Source organism: Bradyrhizobium sp. 22, assembly GCF_000482425.1.
In the GTDB taxonomy this organism is placed as follows: Bacteria; Pseudomonadota; Alphaproteobacteria; order Rhizobiales; family Xanthobacteraceae; genus Bradyrhizobium; species Bradyrhizobium japonicum_B.
In genome coordinates, this window is sequence record NZ_KI519400.1 from 1,115,240 (window position 1) to 1,130,266 (window position 15,027).

At 64.6% G+C, this 15,027-nt stretch carries 19 protein-coding genes; 5 read left to right on the top strand and 14 right to left on the bottom strand.

Features of this window, described 5'->3' with window-relative positions:
* Window positions 1-158: 158 nt before the first annotated feature.
* Genes tolB through tolQ form a run of 4 tightly spaced genes read right to left on the bottom strand, consistent with a single transcriptional unit; the run spans window position 159 to window position 3,725 of the window.
* Complete coding sequence (tolB, locus tag K410_RS0130585) at window positions 159-1,511, bottom strand: Tol-Pal system beta propeller repeat protein TolB (RefSeq protein WP_028138397.1); 1,353 nt, start codon at window positions 1,509-1,511, stop codon at window positions 159-161.
* A 41-nt stretch (window positions 1,512-1,552) separates the two neighbouring features.
* Window positions 1,553-2,512, bottom strand: a complete 960-nt coding sequence (locus K410_RS0130590; RefSeq protein ID WP_028138398.1) for a hypothetical protein — start codon at window positions 2,510-2,512, stop codon at window positions 1,553-1,555.
* Window positions 2,513-2,515: 3 nt separating this feature from the next.
* Window positions 2,516-2,965, bottom strand: a complete 450-nt coding sequence (tolR, locus tag K410_RS0130595; RefSeq protein WP_028138399.1) for a protein TolR — start codon at window positions 2,963-2,965, stop codon at window positions 2,516-2,518.
* 43 nt (window positions 2,966-3,008) lie between these two features.
* Window positions 3,009-3,725, bottom strand: coding sequence for a protein TolQ (tolQ, locus tag K410_RS0130600; protein ID WP_028138400.1), 717 nt, complete (start codon window positions 3,723-3,725; stop codon window positions 3,009-3,011).
* 551 nt (window positions 3,726-4,276) lie between these two features.
* On the opposite strand from tolQ, the gene K410_RS0130605 reads away from it, so the two are divergent.
* On the top strand, window positions 4,277-4,795 hold the full coding sequence (locus tag K410_RS0130605) for a DUF2231 domain-containing protein (RefSeq protein ID WP_028138401.1): 519 nt from the start codon (window positions 4,277-4,279) through the stop codon (window positions 4,793-4,795).
* Window positions 4,796-4,883: 88 nt separating this feature from the next.
* Here the strand turns inward: K410_RS0130605 and K410_RS0130610 are convergent, their stop codons facing one another.
* The gene (locus K410_RS0130610) at window positions 4,884-5,651 is read right to left on the bottom strand and encodes a serine acetyltransferase domain-containing protein (protein ID WP_028138402.1); all 768 of its coding nucleotides are present in this window, start codon (window positions 5,649-5,651) and stop codon (window positions 4,884-4,886) included.
* Window positions 5,652-5,956: 305 nt separating this feature from the next.
* On the opposite strand from K410_RS0130610, the gene K410_RS0130615 reads away from it, so the two are divergent.
* Window positions 5,957-7,120 carry an acyl-CoA desaturase gene (locus tag K410_RS0130615; protein WP_028138403.1) on the top strand — a complete coding sequence of 388 codons (1,164 nt, stop codon included), beginning with the start codon at window positions 5,957-5,959 and terminating at the stop codon, window positions 7,118-7,120.
* A 160-nt stretch (window positions 7,121-7,280) separates the two neighbouring features.
* On the opposite strand, the gene K410_RS0130620 is transcribed toward K410_RS0130615, so the two are convergent.
* From K410_RS0130620 to K410_RS0130635, 4 genes are all read right to left on the bottom strand, one after another.
* Complete coding sequence (locus tag K410_RS0130620; RefSeq protein ID WP_028138404.1) at window positions 7,281-7,772, bottom strand: DUF2852 domain-containing protein; 492 nt, start codon at window positions 7,770-7,772, stop codon at window positions 7,281-7,283.
* Between the two features lie 120 nt (window positions 7,773-7,892).
* Complete coding sequence (locus tag K410_RS0130625; protein ID WP_028138405.1) at window positions 7,893-8,633, bottom strand: TetR/AcrR family transcriptional regulator; 741 nt, start codon at window positions 8,631-8,633, stop codon at window positions 7,893-7,895.
* Window positions 8,634-8,821: 188 nt separating this feature from the next.
* Complete coding sequence (locus tag K410_RS0130630; protein WP_028138406.1) at window positions 8,822-9,187, bottom strand: YciI family protein; 366 nt, start codon at window positions 9,185-9,187, stop codon at window positions 8,822-8,824.
* A gap of 58 nt (window positions 9,188-9,245) precedes the next feature.
* Complete coding sequence (locus K410_RS0130635) at window positions 9,246-9,650, bottom strand: YciI family protein (protein ID WP_028138407.1); 405 nt, start codon at window positions 9,648-9,650, stop codon at window positions 9,246-9,248.
* 199 nt (window positions 9,651-9,849) lie between these two features.
* On the opposite strand from K410_RS0130635, the gene K410_RS0130640 reads away from it, so the two are divergent.
* Together K410_RS0130640 and K410_RS0130645 are read left to right on the top strand one after the other, a co-directional pair.
* On the top strand, window positions 9,850-10,638 hold the full coding sequence (locus K410_RS0130640) for an SDR family NAD(P)-dependent oxidoreductase (protein ID WP_028138408.1): 789 nt from the start codon (window positions 9,850-9,852) through the stop codon (window positions 10,636-10,638).
* Between the two features lie 164 nt (window positions 10,639-10,802).
* Window positions 10,803-11,240, top strand: coding sequence for a hypothetical protein (locus K410_RS0130645; RefSeq protein ID WP_028138409.1), 438 nt, complete (start codon window positions 10,803-10,805; stop codon window positions 11,238-11,240).
* A 426-nt stretch (window positions 11,241-11,666) separates the two neighbouring features.
* Here the strand turns inward: K410_RS0130645 and K410_RS41315 are convergent, their stop codons facing one another.
* Complete coding sequence (locus K410_RS41315) at window positions 11,667-11,798, bottom strand: hypothetical protein (RefSeq protein WP_283805942.1); 132 nt, start codon at window positions 11,796-11,798, stop codon at window positions 11,667-11,669.
* Between K410_RS41315 and K410_RS0130655 the strand changes: the two genes are divergently transcribed.
* On the top strand, window positions 11,779-12,138 hold the full coding sequence (locus K410_RS0130655) for a hypothetical protein (RefSeq protein WP_028138410.1): 360 nt from the start codon (window positions 11,779-11,781) through the stop codon (window positions 12,136-12,138). The genes K410_RS41315 and K410_RS0130655 overlap by 20 nt on opposite strands.
* A gap of 110 nt (window positions 12,139-12,248) precedes the next feature.
* On the opposite strand, the gene K410_RS0130660 is transcribed toward K410_RS0130655, so the two are convergent.
* The 4 genes from K410_RS0130660 to K410_RS0130675 all read right to left on the bottom strand — a co-directional run bounded on the left by K410_RS0130660 (window position 12,249) and on the right by K410_RS0130675 (window position 14,965).
* Window positions 12,249-12,659 carry a VOC family protein gene (locus K410_RS0130660; RefSeq protein WP_028138411.1) on the bottom strand — a complete coding sequence of 137 codons (411 nt, stop codon included), beginning with the start codon at window positions 12,657-12,659 and terminating at the stop codon, window positions 12,249-12,251.
* A gap of 30 nt (window positions 12,660-12,689) precedes the next feature.
* Window positions 12,690-13,229, bottom strand: a complete 540-nt coding sequence (locus K410_RS0130665; protein ID WP_028138412.1) for an SRPBCC family protein — start codon at window positions 13,227-13,229, stop codon at window positions 12,690-12,692.
* Window positions 13,230-13,313: 84 nt separating this feature from the next.
* Window positions 13,314-14,600, bottom strand: coding sequence for an RNA polymerase sigma factor (locus K410_RS0130670; RefSeq protein ID WP_028138413.1), 1,287 nt, complete (start codon window positions 14,598-14,600; stop codon window positions 13,314-13,316).
* Complete coding sequence (locus K410_RS0130675; protein ID WP_028138414.1) at window positions 14,597-14,965, bottom strand: YciI family protein; 369 nt, start codon at window positions 14,963-14,965, stop codon at window positions 14,597-14,599. Before K410_RS0130675 ends, K410_RS0130670 begins: the two co-directional genes overlap by 4 nt.
* Between the last annotated feature and the right edge of the window lie 62 nt (window positions 14,966-15,027).

Genomic DNA, 15,027 nt, shown 5'->3' on the forward strand with positions numbered 1-15,027 from the left:
CGAGTTGTTTTTCGGTAATGCCGAACCAATTCCAGCTTAAAAATCAAGCAATTAGGCAAGCCTTGCCGGGCACAAGGTGAAGAAAGGCTTACCCGCATCGTCGAAAGCGGGAAAATCGGCACGATTTTCGAAAAGATCGCGCGTTCCGAACCCGCGTTCTATTGACCCGCCGTCGAGGACAGCAACGGCGACCAGGCCGGGTCGGACGCGAAGCCCGGCGTCGGCACCTTGAGCTCGTTGCGACCGGAGATGTCGACGCTGTACAGCGAGGGCCCGCCGTTGCCGCCGGGGTCGCGGAAGAACATCAGCACGCGGCCGTTCGGGGAGAAGGTCGGACCTTCGTTGTGGAAGCCGGAAGTCAGCAGCCGCTCGCCGGAGCCGTCGGGCTTCATGACGCCGATCGCGAACTGTCCGCCGCCTTGCCTCGTGAAGGCGATGTAGTCGCCCTTCGGCGACCACACCGGCGTCGAATAGCTGGCGTTGGTGTCGTCCTTGGAGAAGGAGATGCGCTGGGCCTGCCCGCCACCCGCCGCCATCACGTAGATCTGCGACCGGCCGCCGCGATCGGACTCGAAGCAGATGCGGGTGCCGTCCGGTGAATAGGACGGCGAGGTGTCGATCGCCGGCGTGTCGGTAAGGCGCGTGGTCGAGCGCGAGCGCAGATCCATCACGAACAGGTTGGAATTGCCGCCCTGCTGCAGGCTCATGATGACGCGCTGGCCGTCCGGCGAGAAGCGCGGCGCGAAGGTCATGCCCGGGAAGTTGCCGACGATCTCGCGCTGGCCGGTCTCGATGTTGAAGAGATAGACCTTCGGATCGCCCTGGCCGAACTCCATGTAGGTGATCTCTTGCGAGTTCGGCGAGAAGCGCGGCGTCAGCACGAGGTCGGAGCCGCGGGTCAGATAGCGCACGTTGGCGCCGTCCTGGTCCATCATCGCCAGCCGCTTGACGCGGCGCTCCTTCGGGCCGCTTTCGTCCACGAACACCACGCGGCTGTCGAAATAGCCCTTCTCGCCGGTCATCCGCTCGTAGATCTGGTCGGAGATGATGTGGGCGATGCGGCGCCAATATTCCGGCGAGGTGAAATATTGCTGGCCGGCGAGCTGCTGGCCGGAGATCACGTCCCACAGGCGGAATTCGGCCTTCAGCCGGCCATCGGGCTGCCGCGTCATGCGGCCGGTGACGAGGGCCTGCGCGTTCAGCGTCTTCCAGTTCTGGAATTGCGGCGCGACGTCCATGTTGCTGATGCGTTCGATGAAAGCGGCCTGATCGATCGGCGCGAACAGACCCGAGCGCTTCAGATTGTTGGTGATGACCTGCGTGACGCCGTTGCCGACGTCGCCGTCGGCGGGCGAGCCGGGCAGGAAGTTGGTGATCGCGATCGGGATCGGCTGGAATGCTGTGGGATCGATGCGCAGGCGCCCTTCCTGCCCTTGAGCGAAGGCGCGTCCGCTCCCGAGCATGGCAAGCGTCGATCCGGTCGTCAGCGTCATGAAGCGGCGGCGGTTCATCGATCGGACGTCATTCATTGGAAAATTCTTTTGTTCGGATGTCACAACATGTCTTTCAGGCCGAAAGTCATCGGAATGAGCTTCCAGCTCTCGTACTGCTGCTTCGGCATGAACGAGTAGACCTGACACTGCACGATGGCGCGCTTGGCACTCTCGGCAATGGCCTGAGCAATCGAGCGCGACGGTCCACGCACGGCGACGACGATCGGCTCCGAAGCCAGCGATCCGTCGATCTTCATGGGAATGTCGATGTCGGCCTCGTACTGATCGGCATCCTGGCCGTTATAGGTGGGCGTGAAGCAGCGCTTGACTGCGCCCTGGAACGCACCGCGCCAGGTCGCGACGTTGTTGGCGGCGGTCCCTGTCGCAGCTCCCAGCGAGGCCGACGCATTCAGCGCCGAGCCGGTCTGCTCGTGCCGGGTCGCGGCGCGCTTGTCGAGATCACGCTGGATCTGGGCGGGATCGAAGGTGCGCTCCTTCGGCTTCGGCTGCTGCTGCGGCTGCACCGCCGCGACCTTCTGCTCCACGGGCTTGGGCGGCGGCTTCTTGGTGTCCAGCTTCTTCTGCAGCTCGGCGATCGGATCTTCCTTGGCCGGATCAGGCTTTTTCTCCTGCGGCTTCGGCTCTTCCTTCGGTTTCGCTTCGGCGACGGGCTTGGGCGGCTCGGGCTTCTTCTCCACCGGCTTCTCGACCGGCTTCGGCGGCGGCTCCGGCTGGGAGTTGGTCTTGATCAACTCTTTCTTCTCGGTGACCTTGCCGACCGCGTCTTCCTCGGGCTTGGCTTCCGCGATCTTCTCGACCTTCGGCTTCGGCTCTTCCTTCTTGCCGGTCTTCTGCCCCGCCATCATCTTGGCGAGCTGATCGGTGGAGATGATGTCGACCGGCAGCGACTCCTCAGGCGCGATGTAGGCCTTGCTGCTGAAGGTGACGAGCCCCCATCCCAGCACGAGGACGTGGAGGGCAATCGACGCAACGAGTGTCTTGTCGACGTTCACCTTCACCGCTTACCCCTGATCCGCTTCCGTGACGAGGGCGAGCTTCTTGAATCCGGCGCCGGACAACAGGCCCATCACCTTGGCCACCGTGCCGTAATCCGCCTTCTTGTCGGCGCGCAGATAGATGCGTTCCTCGAGCCCGCCGCGCGCGTCCGTGATCGCCTTCAGCTTGGGGATCAGCTCGTTGATGGCGATCTCGGAATCGTTGATGAACACCTTGCCCTTGATGTCGACCGAGAGCTGGATCGGCTTCTGGTCGTTGCTTTCGAGGCTCTTGGCATTGGTCTGCGGCAGGTCGAGCGGCACGCCGACCGTGAGCATCGGCGCCGACACCATGAAGATGATGAGCAGCACCAGCATCACGTCGACCATCGGCGTGACGTTGATCTCGGCCACGACGGGCTTACGCCGGCCTCGGCGGCGGCCGCCGCCGGACGAACTCGCAACGTTCATCGCCATGATCGCGTGCCCAAATTGCCCTTCACACTATACATGCCGCCGGTCAGCCCCGCTCGTCGATCTGACGCGACAGAATGGCGGAAAATTCATCGGCGAAGCCTTCCAGCCGCTGGGCCTGCCGGTTCACCTCGGACGTGAACTTATTGTAGAAGATAGTGGCGGGAATGGCGGCGATAAGGCCGACGGCGGTCGCAAACAGCGCCTCCGCGATGCCCGGCGCCACCACCGCCAGAGAGGTATTTTTCGACGCCGCGATCGACTGGAAGCTCGACATGATGCCCCAGACCGTGCCGAACAGGCCGACGAAGGGGCCGGCGGAGCCGACGGTGGCGAGCACCAGCAGGCGGCGTTCCAGCCGCTCGACCTCGCGGGCGATCGAGACGTTCATGACCTTGTCGATGCGCATCTGCAGGCCCGCGACCGAGCGGGCATGGCTCTCGAACGAGCGTTTCCACTCGCGCATCGCCGCGACGAAGCACGCCGCCATCGAATGCGTCGGCTTGGCCGAGAGCGTGCGATAGAGCTCCTCGATCGATTCGCCGGACCAGAACGCCTGCTCGAAGCGGTCCATCGAGCGGCGCGTGCGGGCAAACAGGAATATCTTGTCGATGGCGATGGCCCAGACCCAGACCGAGCAGGCCAGAAGCCCCAGCATCACCGCTTTCACGATCCAGTGAGCCTGCCAGAACAGCGCGATCAGCGACACGTCCGCGGAAGCGGCAACCGGAAGGGCTGACTGAGCCACGTCGGCCGGATTCATAAGCAGTATCCTCTCAAGGCGATCGTTACCCGATATGCCGGCCAGCAAATGGCTGCCGGTTCCCCAATGACCGCGCTACAACCGGCGCGGCCGGCATGCCCGCTCAAAGCCTTGTCTTTCGGGGGTGCAGGGGCTCGTCCAAAGCCGGCCGCCTGCATTCCCTGCCAAGATGTCAAAACTATGGGCCTTTGGCCCCGGGCCTTGACGGGCCTCGGCTTCGGGCTTTGGGCGCGACTGCCCGCCCTTACCAGAGCCCGGCGTTGGTTAATGCGAGGTTACCAGGGGTGAATTGGGCGGCGGGAAAGGCAGGCGGCGCAGGCGGTTGGGAGGCGTGTCCCGGACGCACCGCAACGCTCTTGCGTTGTGGTGCGAGCCGGGACCCAGCAGCCGCAGACTCCAGCTGGAGAAATGGGCCCCGGCTCTGCAACGCATCGCCAAGGGGCGCTGCATTGCGTCCGGGGCACGAGAACCCTCTCCCCGGTCGCGTTGTCCGAGGAACCAGCCCTCCCCCGAAAAATTGTCCCGAAAATCACTTTCCGCGAGGTCTTGCCATGACCATCAACCCCAAGACGACCGCCGCCATCGGCGATCACCCGCTCCACCCGATGCTCATCCCCTTCCCCGTCGCATGCCTGGTCGGCGCGCCCATTGCTGATCTCGCCTTCATCGCAACCGGCGACAATTTCTGGGCCAGGGCCGCGATGTGGCTGATCGGCGCCGGCATCGTCACGGCGCTCGTCGCGGCTGCGGCCGGCTTTACCGACTTCTTCAGCGAGCCGCGCATCCGCCGCCTCAACGATGCCTGGTACCACATGGTCGGCAATCTCGCCGCGGTCGTGCTTGCCCTGGTCAATTTCTACCTGCGCTACGCGCAAGGCACGGAAGCCGCCGTCACGCCGTGGGGCGTGGTGCTGTCGCTGATCGTCGTCGGCATCCTCCTGTTCACGGGATGGAAGGGCTGGGAGATGGTCTACCGGCATCACGTCGCGGTGCTGGATGCGCCGGGCCAGACCAGCTCGGAGCCGGTCACGCCCCAGCACGGCGGCGAGAGCCGCCGCCACGCGGCCTGAAGCAACGGCAGGTCGCCGGGGCAGACCTCGGCGACCATGCCTTGGCTCCGGTCGGGCCGCCCGCCACGCCGCTTGATGTGTTCGCGCCTCAAGCCGCCGGCGCGGGCTCGGGGCAGTTGGTCAATCGCGCGGGATTTCCGACCGCGGTGCAGCAGGCGGGAACGTCGGAGGTCACGACCGTGTCGGCGCCGATCCTGGCGCGATCGCCAATCCGGACATCGCCCAAAATGGTCGCGCCCGCACCGATGAACACGCCACGGCCGATGCGCGGCGAGCGTGTCGGCAGCTCATTGCTGCGGCCGATGCTGACATTCTGGAGGATGGTGACCTCGTCGCCGATCACGACATTGGCGCCGATCACGACGCCGGTGGCATGATCGAGATAGACGGACGCGCCGATGCTGGCCGACGGATGAATGCTGACCTGCAGGACGTTCGACGCCTCGTTCTGAAACAACAGCGCCGCATCGCGCTGGTCGCGATGCCAGAGCCAGTTCGAGACGCGCCAGGCTTGCAGGGCGACATAGCCTTTGAAATGCAGCAGCGGCGCCAACAGGCCGGCGATGGCAGGATCGTTGCGCACGATCGCCTGCAAGTCGCGGCCGGCCGCTTCGATCAGCTCCGGCGAAAAGTGAAAAGCGTCGCGGGAAAAGGCAGCGAAGCGCGCCTGCCCTGCGGGATTACCGCCCAGCCTGCGGCCGATGAGATCGGCCAGAGCAGCCGCAAGACCGTCATGCGCGAGGACGGTCTCGGCGAGCGATCTGCCGAAGACCGGATCGGATGCAGCCGCACGCTGCGCCTCACCGCGAATCTGCTGCCACAGGCGATCGTTCGTCGCGGTCACAGCTGCCGTCATCGCCGCCTCCGGTGTGGGGCTTCCTTCAGGTCTCAAACATAGTCCGCGCGCCCTCTCTGCACCATGCCGCTGCAACCTGAGCAGCATGCCGCAGCTCCCCGTGAGGCTACGAGCTTGCATGCCAGGCATTCGCAACCATATAGTCTATTAAATCGTCGGCCGAAGCTGCCCTGGCCGGGATGCCCATGCAAAGCAGCTCGTTCAAGCCCCGCGGTGGTCCGCCATCCGCGGGTTTTTCGTACCCGGCGGCCGTCACTGCTGCCGACACGAATCCCGCATCACAATACCTGAGGTCACGCCAAGACATGTCGCCCAACGCGCCCGCCGACGACCACCACGACGACGTCATGTACCCCTCCGCCATACCGTTCGTGCTGGTTCATCTCGGCTGCTTTGCCGCCATCTGGACAGGCGTCACCTGGCAGGCCCTGGCGATCTGCGGTTCATTGTACGTCGTGCGCATGTTTGCCATCGGAGCAGGCTACCACCGCTATTTCTCGCATAAGGCTTTTGCCACCGGCCGGGTTTTTCAGTTCGTTCTGGCCTGCCTTGCGCAAAGCACCGCGCAAAAGAGCGTGTTGTGGTGGGCCGCCAAGCATCGCCACCATCATCTGCATTCCGACACCGAGCTGGACGTGCATTCGCCACGTCAACGCGGCTTCCTGTACAGCCATCTCGGCTGGATCTTTTATCGCGAGCACGATGCGACCGACCTCGTCAAGGTCGGCGATCTCGCGGCCTATCCGGAGCTGATGTGGCTGCATCGGCTCGAGCTGCTGCCGGCCTTCGTGCTTGCGGCGCTCTGCTTCTTCGTTGCGGGATGGTCGGGCCTGGTGGTCGGCTTCCTCTGGAGCACGGTGCTGGTCTATCACGCCACCTTCTGCATCAATTCGCTCGCCCATGTGCATGGACGCAAGCGCTACGTGACGGGCGATGATTCCCGCAACAACTGGCTGCTGGCGCTGTTCACGATGGGCGAGGGCTGGCACAACAATCACCACGCCTACCAGAGCAGCGTGCGTCAGGGCTTCCGCTGGTGGGAGATCGACATCACCTATTACGTCCTCAAAGTGCTGTCCTGGCTCGGAATCGTCTGGAACATGAAAGCGCCGCCCGAACAGGTGCTGCGCAACGAGCAGCCGCTCGGCGCCCGGGTCATCAATCGGGCGGCCATCGAGCTCGCCGAACGGTTCGATGCCCAGAAGCTGGCGCATGCGATCTCCTCGGCGCGGCGTCGGGCCGATCTCGCCCAGCTGCAACTGCCGACGCTGCACGACATCCTCAATCGCGCGCATGACGGCGTGGACGCACTGACACACCTGCATCTGCCGAAGATACCGACCCGCGATGAGTTTCTCACTGAAGCCAGGGCGATCTTCGCGCGAACACGATCGCTCAACGAGATCGTGGATCACGCCTACGCGCATTTCCTGGCTTCGGTGCAGGCCCAGCTCGTGACAGTGCGCTGAACGCTCGGGGTCACGCGCCTTCGATCAAGCGGATCGGGGCCGTGCCTACGTTCCCAAAGCCAAACCGCCCGCCTGCGGGTTGCGCAGACGGGCGGCTCGGGGCCATCAGGACTTTGGGGGCATGCGCCTGAAGGCTTTGAGAAGTGTCAGGCCTTGAAGGTCAGCCCTGCTGCTGGTCGGTCGGCGGCGGGGTCGGACGGGTCTTGTGCTGCGCCATGAACTGGTCGAACTCTTCCTTGTCCTTGGCGTGACGCAGACGGTCGAGGAAGTTCCTGAACTCGACCTGCTCTTCCTCGAGCCGGCGCAGCGTTTCAGAGCGGTACTCGTCGAAGGCGCGGTTGCCGGACGACGGCGGGCCGAAGCCAAAGCCGAAGCCGCTGCGCTCCATGCGGCCGCGCATGCGGTCCATCTTGTACTGCATCCGCTCCATCTTGTTCTGCCAGCGATCCTGGTTGCTCCAGCACGACATTCTTCTGCTCCCGAGTGTGAAAAAGAGAAGGGCAAGTCCGATCGGCCACCAGATGATGAAGCCGAGGATGGTCACGGCGATCCAGCCGGGATGCCAGGGCGTGTCCAGCATGCGGGGGCGCTCGTATTGTTGGTATTGATCCGAAGGGCCGCGCCAGCGATTGACATCAGCGGTGTAGGCCATTTCCCATCTCCATCACGGCACCTGCGCCGTTGTGAATGTAAATAACATTTACATAGCTAAACCATCCACCGATTTTGTCAAGCTGGGCGCCAGACACGCCCGCGTGATTATTGCGTCACCTTATTTCGGCTTGCCCCAGGGGCCCCCGGGCGGCACTCCGGAACCGGAGGATGCCTCCGGTGGCACCGGCGGCGGCTCGGCGCCTTTCGCCGGCGGGCGGCGATCCGTCGGGAAGCCGAGACCGCGCAGATAGATCAGCACCTCGGCCTCGAGCAGCTCGTCCGGAGACATCGGCAGTTTTCGCCGCGCCGCGTCGCCGCGGGAGAACAGCGAAGCCACGCCATGCGCCATGGTCCAGATGTGCAGCGCCATCATCATCGCCGGCGGCCGCGGCATGCCGGGCGGCGCAAGCGCTGCAAGCCGCTCGGCCGCGGCGCGAATGATGTTGAACGCCCGCTCGCTCGCGGCCTGCAGCGCCGGATTGGCGTCGACCGGCAGACCGGACTCGAACATCGCGTTGTAGAAGGCCGGCTCCTCGCGGGCGAAGGCGAGATAGGCCTTGCCGACGCGTTCGAACGCGGTGACCGTGTCGGGACGGCCGTCGTCCCAGGCCGCGGTCAGGCGCGCCTCGAATTGCTCGAAGCCGCGCTGGGCGATCGAGGACAAGAGCTCGTCACGGTCGCGGAAATGCCGGTAGGGTGCCGCCGCACTGACGCCGGCCATGCGTGCGGCATCGGCGAAGGTGAAGCCGGCCGCGCCCTTCTCGGCGATCAGCCCGAGAGCGGCCTGCAACAAGGCCTCCTTCAGATTGCCGTGGTGATAGCCGCGCTCGGCGCGGCGCTGTTCCTTGCGCCAGCTCATGTGAACGAGCTTTACATGAGGCGGGCGCGAAGGTCACTAGCGGCGGCCGAGTTTGATTAACCGTATCCTCCGCAGTCATTCCGGGGCGATGCGCCAGCATCGATCCCGGTGCGCGCTTGCGCACCTGAGAATCTCGAGATTCCGGGTTCGATCCTGCGGACCGCCCCGGAATGACGATTCACTCGAACCTACATCTGCGGAATCGGCAAGACGGGCATGACCTCGATCGCCTCGCCCGGGAAGATCGCAAAGTGCGGATGGTTCACGAATAGCTTGGCAGCTTCCTCCTGCGAGGCAGCGCGCACCACGGTGAAGCCGGTCAGTGCGTTGCTGATCTCGGTGATGCCGCTTCCGTCGATCCTGCGGGTCTTGCCGAGCGGGCCGCCCAGCTCGACGATGACGTCCTTGTGCTTCTCGACCCAGCCATGCCAGGCGGCCATGCCCTCGCGCTCTCTGGCCTTCCGTTCGGCCTCGGGCATCGCGTGCCAGGCCTTCATCCTTTCGCCGCTCATGCTGCCGAGATAGACGGCGAGGAATTTGTGTTCGGTGCTCATCGGTCTCTCCTTTGGTGATGTGTTGATGACAGCCGCGATCTGGTCGCGACCACCGCCGCTATGTCTTCAGGTCGCCGAAACCGGCCGCGGCGGCCTGCACGTCGGGCGGAAAGTCGGCCAGCTCCTGCACCTGCCGGATCTCGATGATTTCGTTCGGCGAGGCCGGGCACTGCTTTGCCCAGGCAATCGCCTCGGCCCGCGAGGCAACCTCGATCATCCAATATCCGCCCAGGACTTCCTTGGCCTCGGCGAATGGGCCGTCGGTGACAATGGGCTCGCCGGTCGCAAACGAAACCCGTGCGCCCATCGACGGCGGATGCAGGCCGTCGAGCGTGATCAGCACGCCTGCGTCCTTCAGCGCCTCGTTGTAGCGCATCATCGCCGCGACCCGCTCGGGATCAAGCTGGACGTCCGGCGGCGCGGTTTCGTAACCGAGCGGGATCATCAGCATCATGAATCGCATGGAATGTCCTTAACCCTTCTTCGTCATTTCCGGAGGCGCCGAAAGGGGCCGCGCTCCCCTGCAAGACGAACGGTCCCAGTCGCAACCGACACCGGGACGGGAATAATTTTCGTCGGCCAGGTTCCTCATCGAGACCAAAGCGAAGTAAGAAGGGGCCCGCGCTCGCGCGAGCAATTCTCGACAAAGGACCGATCAGCCGATGCCCCCTGCCCCGCAAAAAGTCGCCCTCGTCACCGGAGCCGCGCGCGGCATCGGGCTTGCGACCGCGAAGAAGTTTCTGGCCGAGGGTTGGCGTGTGGCGCTGCTCGACATCGAGGGCGAGTTGCTCGGCCGGGCGGTCGCCGAGATCGACCAGAGCGAGGCGACGCTGGCGCTGACCTGCGACGTCTCGGACGCCGCCGCAGTGAGCGATGCGATGGCGGAGGTCGAGCGCCGGTTCGGCCGGCTCGATGCGCTCGTCAACAATGCCGGCATCGCGGTGTTCGCGCCGCTGATGGAAACATCCGAGGCCGATTGGCGCCGCGTCCTCGAGGTCAACCTCACCGGCCCCTTCCTCTGCACCAAGGCGGCCGTGCACTTGATGCGCGAGGGCCATGGCGGGGCCATCGTCAACATCACCTCGATCTCGGCGGTGCGCGCCTCGACGCTGCGCTCGGCCTACGGCACCAGCAAGGCCGGGCTCGCGCATCTGACCAAGCAGCTCGCGGTCGAGCTTGCCTCTCTCAACATCCGCGTCAACGCAGTCGCGCCTGGGCCGGTCGACACGGCGATGGCCAAGCAGGTGCACACCAGGGAGATTCGCGCCGACTATCACGACGCCATTCCGCTCAACCGCTACGGCCTGGAGGAGGAGCTTGCGGAAGCGATCTACTTCCTGTGCTCGGCAAGTGCGAGCTACATCACCGGCCAAATTTTAGCCGTTGATGGCGGCTTCGATGCAGCCGGCATCGGCTTGCCGACTCTGCGCGGTCAGAGGCGGAACGGGTAGGAAGTGTAGGGTGGGTTAGCACTGCGGGCCGCGCAAAGCGCGGCCCGTTGGGTGTAACCCACCTCTTCTCACGTGGCGTCAAAGATGGTGGGTTACGCCGAGCCATTGCGCTTCGCGCAATCGCTCAGCTAACCCACCCTACAAATCGAGTTGGTGGAGATTTCATGCGACGTATCACCTGCCTCAAAGCCGTGATGCTTGCAGCCACGCTGCTCGCCTCTACGCCCGCCGCCGCGGAAATCCGCATCATCCAGTCGCCGGGCGGACAAGTGGGGCCGTTCCTCGACTTGTTCGAGAAGGTGCGCGAGAGCGGCGAGCGCGTGGTGATCGACGGCCCCTGCCTGTCTGCCTGCACACTGGTGCTGAGCATCGTGCCGGAAGAGCGCATTTGCGTCACCAGGCGCGCCGTGCTCGGCTTTCATGCGGCACGTTCGGTCGACCGGCGCGGGCGCCTTTATGCCGAACCGGAAGCATCGGTCGCGGTGCTTGCCGCCTATCCCGGCCCGGTTCGCGACTGGATCAGCCGCCGCGGCGGCCTCAGCTCGCGATTGCTTCTGCTCAAGGGCCGTGATCTCGCCGCGATCTATCCGCGCTGCCGCTGACGAATTCGCCAGCCGCACCCAGGCGACATGAATGAGGCTTATGTGAACCGCGTCACATCAAGGGCATCTGGCGTAGCTGGCCCGAAGCCATACGGCAGGTTCCCTGTGCCCGCACCCAATGTGCGCACCGGGTCTCTGCGCCATCGCGCTTTGGCTGCCTTCAATAAAGAGTCTGAATCACCGGCACCAGCTTCATGCTGACGCAGATAAGCATTCCCCACAGGGCAAAATTGATCTGTAGCGCCGCCGCCATCGGTCGCTCCCCTTCAAGTGACGTCCACCCCGGTTTTTAGATTTTATGAATCACCAATAGCGATTCTGACGTGCAGATTACAGCCCAATATTGCGTCAATTGTTGTGCGATGCAGTCCGCATGGTTTCACGAAGCAGCCTCACTGCTCGCGCAAAGTCATGCGAATCGTGAGTTCATTGCTCGGCCATGCCGGCCAACTCGTTTGCCTTAAGTTCCATTTGACCGACGCTGTGCAAGTTTCCTGTGCGGAGCTTGCGCATTGCGCGGCGAAATTCGGGTCCGGCATTGATGCGAAACGGCTTCATCTTGCTCACCTTCTGCGCAGCGCTGCTGGGATGTGCAGTCGCGCCGGCGCAGGAGCGTCGCCCGATCGCGTGGGATGGCCTCGGCCAAGATCCCAACAAGAGCCCGAGACGCCTTCATACCGCGAAGCCGCGCGCCACAAATCCCGCGCCCGCAGCAAGCGATCCCAATCAGGAGCGGCAACGTGTGCTCGACGCCCTGCGGCCATACTCCGAGGCGTGGTGGGCGGTTCACGACGAGATCGAAGCGGAGAACGACAGGAAGCTCGGCACCAAGCTCGTGATCTGCCCCCGCTGTGTTCAGCCGCGGCAGGACGAAGACGTGACCGGATCGACCCGCTGAGCAAGCTCACGGCGGATCCACGGATGACGCGAAAGGCCCGCGCATCCCCTCTCACGCCAGGATGGAGAGAGGGGATCGCGGCTCAACGACCATGCATGCAGTCGCGGGCGTCACATCTCTTCCGGACAATTCACCATCCAGGGAATGCCGAACTTGTCAACGCACATGCCGAAGCCCTTGGCCCAGAAAGTCTTGCTGAACGGCATGGTGACGGTACCGCCGTCGGCGAGCGCGTTGAACTTGCGCTCGCCATCGGCGGGATCCTTGACCGTGAACGAGATCGAAAAGCCTTGCGGCTTGCTGAAATGCTCCGGCGGCACGTCGGACGCCATCAGCACGCTGCCGTCGGGCAGCGACATTCGCGCATGCATGATCATCTTCTCGCGGCCGGGCGCGGCGGGCACGTCCGGGGGCGCGTCCGACGAGCGCATCATGGCGTCGATCTTGCCGCCGAGAACCTTGGCGTAATGATTGAACGCCGCTTCGCAAGTGTCCTGATAGAACAGATACGGATTGAGCATCGTTTCTCTCCTCTTCGTTTGCGGTGAGGCCTAGTGCTTCTCGGTCAGCTTCTTCAGGCTGGCGAGACCGGCCTCGAAATCCTTGCCGATCATGCTGTCCATGTTGATGAAGACCTGCATGATCTTGGACATGAACGGGGCCGGACCATACATCGCCCACGTGACCAGAGTGGCATCGCCTTGCGGCACAAAGGTGAACTCGGCGGTATTGTGCCCTTCGAACGGCCGCTCGAAGTCGAGCTTGATGCGAAGCTTGGACGGCCCGTTCGCCTCGAGGATCTCCATGCGGCCGGCGCCGACATTGTTGTTGCCGTCCCAGGCATAGGTCGCGCCCTCGCCTTCCGCGGCTCCACCGAAACTGCGCTTCATGGCGGGGTCGCGGTTCTCATAGGGAGACCAGCCGGTCCAGCGGCGGAAATCGGCGACCTGCGGATAGATCGCACCGGCCGGCGCCTTCACCGCGAGGCTGCGCTCGACGCGGAAGGTGTCGGGTTTTGTCAGCGCGAAGACGACGACACCCGCAAGTCCGACGACGAGCAGGATGGCGATGATGGCAATGGCTTTCAGCATGAGGGGCTCCCGATGATACGGGCAAAGGACGAACGCGAACGGCGGGGGCCGACAATCAACTGAACGTTTTTTGATCGTCGCGCGTCATTTCGCCCTGGCGTTTTCCTTTGCCTTCGGCTGGCTGTCCCGGATCAGGCGATCGAGATGCATGCGGATATGGGCGGCTTCCGCCGACGTGTTGGCCAGCGCAATGGCGCGGTCGAAGGCGATGCGGGCTTCGTCGTTGCGGCCGAGCTGCATCAGGAAGGCGCCGCGCACGCCGTAGAAATGGAAGTAATTGGCGAGCTTCGGAGCCAGCGGCTCGATCAGATCGAGCGCGGCTTGCGGCCCCCGCACCTTGGAGACCGCGACCGCGCGGTTGAGGGTGACCACGGGAGAGGGCTGCACGACTTCGAGCGCGCCGTAGAGCAGGTCGATCTGCACCCAGTCGGTCTCGTCCGGTGCCGACGCGCGGGCATGCAGCGCGGCGATCGCGGCCTGGATCTGGTAGGGCCCGCTGCGGCGATGGCGCATCGCCTTGTCGATCAAGGCAAGCCCCTCCGCGATCATGGTGCCGTTCCACAATGAGCGGTCCTGATCGTCCAGCAGGATCAGCGTGCCATCCCCGGCGAAGCGCGCGGCGCTGCGTGCATGCTGCAGCAGGATGAGCGCGGTCAGCCCCATGATCTCCGGCTCACTCGGAAACAGCCGCAGCAGCAGCCGTGCCAGCCGGATCGCCTCCTCGCAGAGCGGCTTTCTGATCTCGGCGGTGTCGCCGCTCGCCGAATAGCCCTCATTAAAGATCAAATAGATCATCGCCGCGACGCCGGCGAGGCGCTCGGAGCGCTCGACCGCGCCGGGCGCCTCGAACGGCGTCCCCGCCTCGGCGACCTTCGCCTTGGCACGGGTGATGCGCTGCTCCATCGCCGCCTCCGAGACCAGGAAGGCGCGCGCGATCTGCTTCACGGTAAGGCCCGAGACGATGCGCAGCGCCAGCGCGATCTGCTGCGTCGCCGGCAATTGCGGATGGCAGCAGATGAACATCAGCCGCAGGATGTCGTCGCGGTAGTGCGAGCCGTCGAGCCGCTCGGCCAGCGCACCCTCGGCGTCGTCAAGATCGGAGATCGCCTGGTCGTCCTCCGGCAGCGGCTGCTGCCTGCGCGTGCGTCGCACCTCGTCGATGGCGACGTTGCGGCCGACCATGATCAGCCAGGCCGCAGGATCGCGCGGCGGACCATTCTGCGGCCAGGTCTTCAGCGCGCGCAGACACGCGTTCTGGAAGGCCTCCTCGGCCGTGTCGAGGTCGCGGAAATAGCGCAGCAGCGCGCCGACCGCCTGGGGGCGCGCCGAGGTCAGCGCAGTCTCGATCCAGGCGGTGTCGGCCTCGCTCACGTCAGGTTTCCTCCGGGCCGGAACACGCCGACGGGGCGCACCTCATAGGCACCGCCCGGATTGGCGGCGCCGAGATCGCGCGCGACGTCGAGGGCCTCGTCGAGATTCTTGCAATCGACGATGTAGAAGCCGAGCAGCTGCTCCTTGGTCTCGGCATAGGGGCCGTCGAGCACCAAGGGCGGGTCCTCCTTGCGCAAGGTCGCCGCCGCCGTGGTCGGCAACAGCCGCGCCACGGGCCCGAGCCGGCCTTGGCTCGTGAGCTTCTCCTGCACCACCGCAAGCTTCTTCATCACGGCCTCGTCCTGCTCCTTGCTCCAGGAGCCGACGAAGTCCTCATCGTGATAGCAAAGGATGGCATAAAGCATGGGCGGCACTTTCCTCGTCTGTTCTGAAGACGCGCCAATATGCCCCGCTCCGACAGCACTGC